This window comes from Bradyrhizobium sp., from assembly GCF_049798375.1.
Classification (GTDB): domain Bacteria; phylum Pseudomonadota; class Alphaproteobacteria; order Rhizobiales; family Xanthobacteraceae; genus Bradyrhizobium.
In genome coordinates, this window is record NZ_JBARGP010000610.1 from 1 (window position 1) to 2,372 (window position 2,372).

General features: G+C 65.7%; 3 protein-coding genes and 1 riboswitch. Of the genes, 1 reads left to right on the forward strand and 2 read right to left on the reverse strand.

What is annotated here, in order from left to right; all coding sequences use genetic code 11:
- Both proC and WA702_RS24370 read right to left on the reverse strand, forming a co-directional pair.
- The coding region (gene proC, locus WA702_RS24365) for a pyrroline-5-carboxylate reductase (RefSeq protein ID WP_425113108.1) at positions 1-747 on the reverse strand (747 nt) is incomplete at its 3' end.
- 159 nt (positions 748-906) lie between these two features.
- Entirely contained in the window at positions 907-1,407 is a 501-nt protein-coding gene (locus WA702_RS24370) for a YbjN domain-containing protein (RefSeq protein WP_425113109.1), read from the reverse strand.
- Positions 1,408-1,849: 442 nt separating this feature from the next.
- A riboswitch (FMN riboswitch) is annotated at positions 1,850-2,013 on the forward strand.
- A gap of 76 nt (positions 2,014-2,089) precedes the next feature.
- Between WA702_RS24370 and WA702_RS24375 the strand changes: the two genes are divergently transcribed.
- On the forward strand, positions 2,090-2,372 hold a 283-nt coding region (locus tag WA702_RS24375; RefSeq protein WP_425113110.1), incomplete at its 3' end, for a 6,7-dimethyl-8-ribityllumazine synthase.

The window sequence follows — 2,372 nt, forward strand, 5'->3', positions numbered from 1 at the left end:
GGATAATGCGGCGGCCGTGGTGCCGCCGGGCGAGGTGACGTTCTGGCGCAACGTCGCCGATGTCAGCTCGGAGCGGTTCAACAATTCGCCCGCACCTGAGACGGTGTCGCGTGCGAGCTTGGTCGCCAGCGTCTCGGGCAGGCCGGCCGCGACGCCGGCGCGCGCCAACTCTTCCGCCAGCAGGAACAGATAGGCCGGACCCGAGCCGGACACGGCCGTGACCGCGTCCATCAGCTCCTCGTCATCGACCCATTCGACCGCTCCGGTGGCGCGCAGCAGCGCATCGGCGGTGGCGCGCTGTGCCGTGCTGACATGCGCGTCGGGCACCGCGACCGTAATGCCGCGGCCGATCGCCGCCGGCGTGTTCGGCATCGCCCGCACCACGGCGCCACCGCACACCTCCTGCAGCGCCGCGATCGTGGTGCCGGCCATGATCGAGACCACCAGGGTCGAGGGGCCGACCCAGCGCTTCAGCGCAGGCCCTGCATCGCGAAACATCTGCGGCTTTACTGCGACGACCAGCGTGTCGGCGGCGGCACTGTCGTTGGGATTGAGGCGGATGCCTTTGGCGGCGAGCGCGCTGATCTCGGGCGCGGGCGCAGGATCGATCACGACCACCCGCGCGGGATCGAGCCCCTGCGCCAGCCAGCCGGTCAGCATTGCGCCGCCCATCTTGCCGGCGCCGGCCAGCACGATGGTGCCGGTGATGTTTTGGATGGTGTTGTTGTTCACGATGTCACCGCACATTCGGCGTCGTCCCGGCGAAAGCCGGGACCCATAACCACCAGCGGTTCTAATAGAAGGAGGGCAGAGCAACAAGCATCGTGCGCTGCATCTCACATTCCGCGGTATGGGTCCGGGCTCAAAGACCGGGACGACCGCGGAGTAGGTTGCGGCAGCGGGGCACTAAGCCTCGCCCTCGGTGTCGAACATCGCCGCCGCCATCGCTTCTTGCGTCGACTTGCCGGCCCACACCACGAACTGGAATGCCGGGTAGTAGCGCTCGCAGGCATTGACGGTGCCGGCCAGCATGGTCTCGCATTGCCGGGTCGAGGCGGTGAGGCCGCCCGGCAGCACCAGCGCTTGGCGGTGCATGATCATGCCGGTATGAGTCCAGATGTCGAAATGGCCGAGCCAGAGCTGCTCGTTGATCGCCGCTACCAGCCGCTGCACCTCGCCGCGGCGGTTCTCGGGAATCTTCATGTCGAAGGCACAGGCGAGATGCAGCGCTTCGATCTCATGCATCCAGGTGAAGGAGATCTGATAGTCAGTCCACTGTCCTTTCGAGACGATGGTGATCTCATCCTCGCCGGAACGCTCGAACGGCCAGTCGTTGTCGGCGGCGATCGACTCCACGACGGTCAACGGATGATTTCCGGAATCAATAGTGCCTTCGAGCAGGGACATGCCGTCTCGACCTCTGTCTTCTTGAGCTGTTGGTACTTAACGCGGCGACCCGGCTCGCGCCGCTTCGGCGCATCACACCCGGCTGCAGTCCCGGAACAACCCCGGGTGCGCGCACAAACTGATGTGATTTGCGGAATCCGCGCAACTGCACCCCGAGTCCGTCCACAGACAAACCCAAATTCGTCCACAGCTCATCACGAGTTGTGATGACGCGACGAGAACAAACCGGAATCGGATTCGTAGTCGAGCGCGCGGCCTGCGTTAACGATTTGAGTCTCGCACGCCTTGCGAGTCCCGGCGCGCCTGTCCGAGGGCGTCCCGCCACAGGGATGCGCGAGCCGTGCCTGCGGCGCATGGCGGCCCCCGGATTCGCGGTCGCTCAGGCGCTTGCCGGAGCGACCGTCGCCCGGCATAGTCTGTCCAGGCCGTCCAGCCGGGCGGCCGATGTTCTCAGGGCGGGGTGAAAGTCCCCACCGGCGGTAAGGGTCCTTATCCAGGACTTAAGCCCGCGAGCGCTTCGTCCCGATCAAGCGATCGGGACGGGGGTCAGCAGATTCGGTGCAACTCCGAAGCCGACGGTTACAGTCCGGATGAAAGAGAACGGTCACGGCACCCGCGCTGCTTCAGGCGCGGGACGTCGTCGTTCCGTATGCCCTGATTCTGGTCTCTAACGAGGACAACCATGAATCAGATGTTGCAAGACCCCCAATCCGATATCACCCAAGCCGACACCATCCAGACCCACCCGCCGGGCAATTTGTCCGGGCCGGAGACCGGCGCGACGGAGCCGGTTCCATCCCATCCGCACTTTGCCAAGCCGCAGCGGATCGCCTTCGTGCAGGCGGGCTGGCATCGCGACGTCGTCGCCGAATGCCGGATCGCCTTCCTCGACGAGATCGAGGCGCGCCATATCCCGCGCGACCGGGTCGATGTCTTCGAGGTGCCGGGCTCGTTCGAGATCCCGC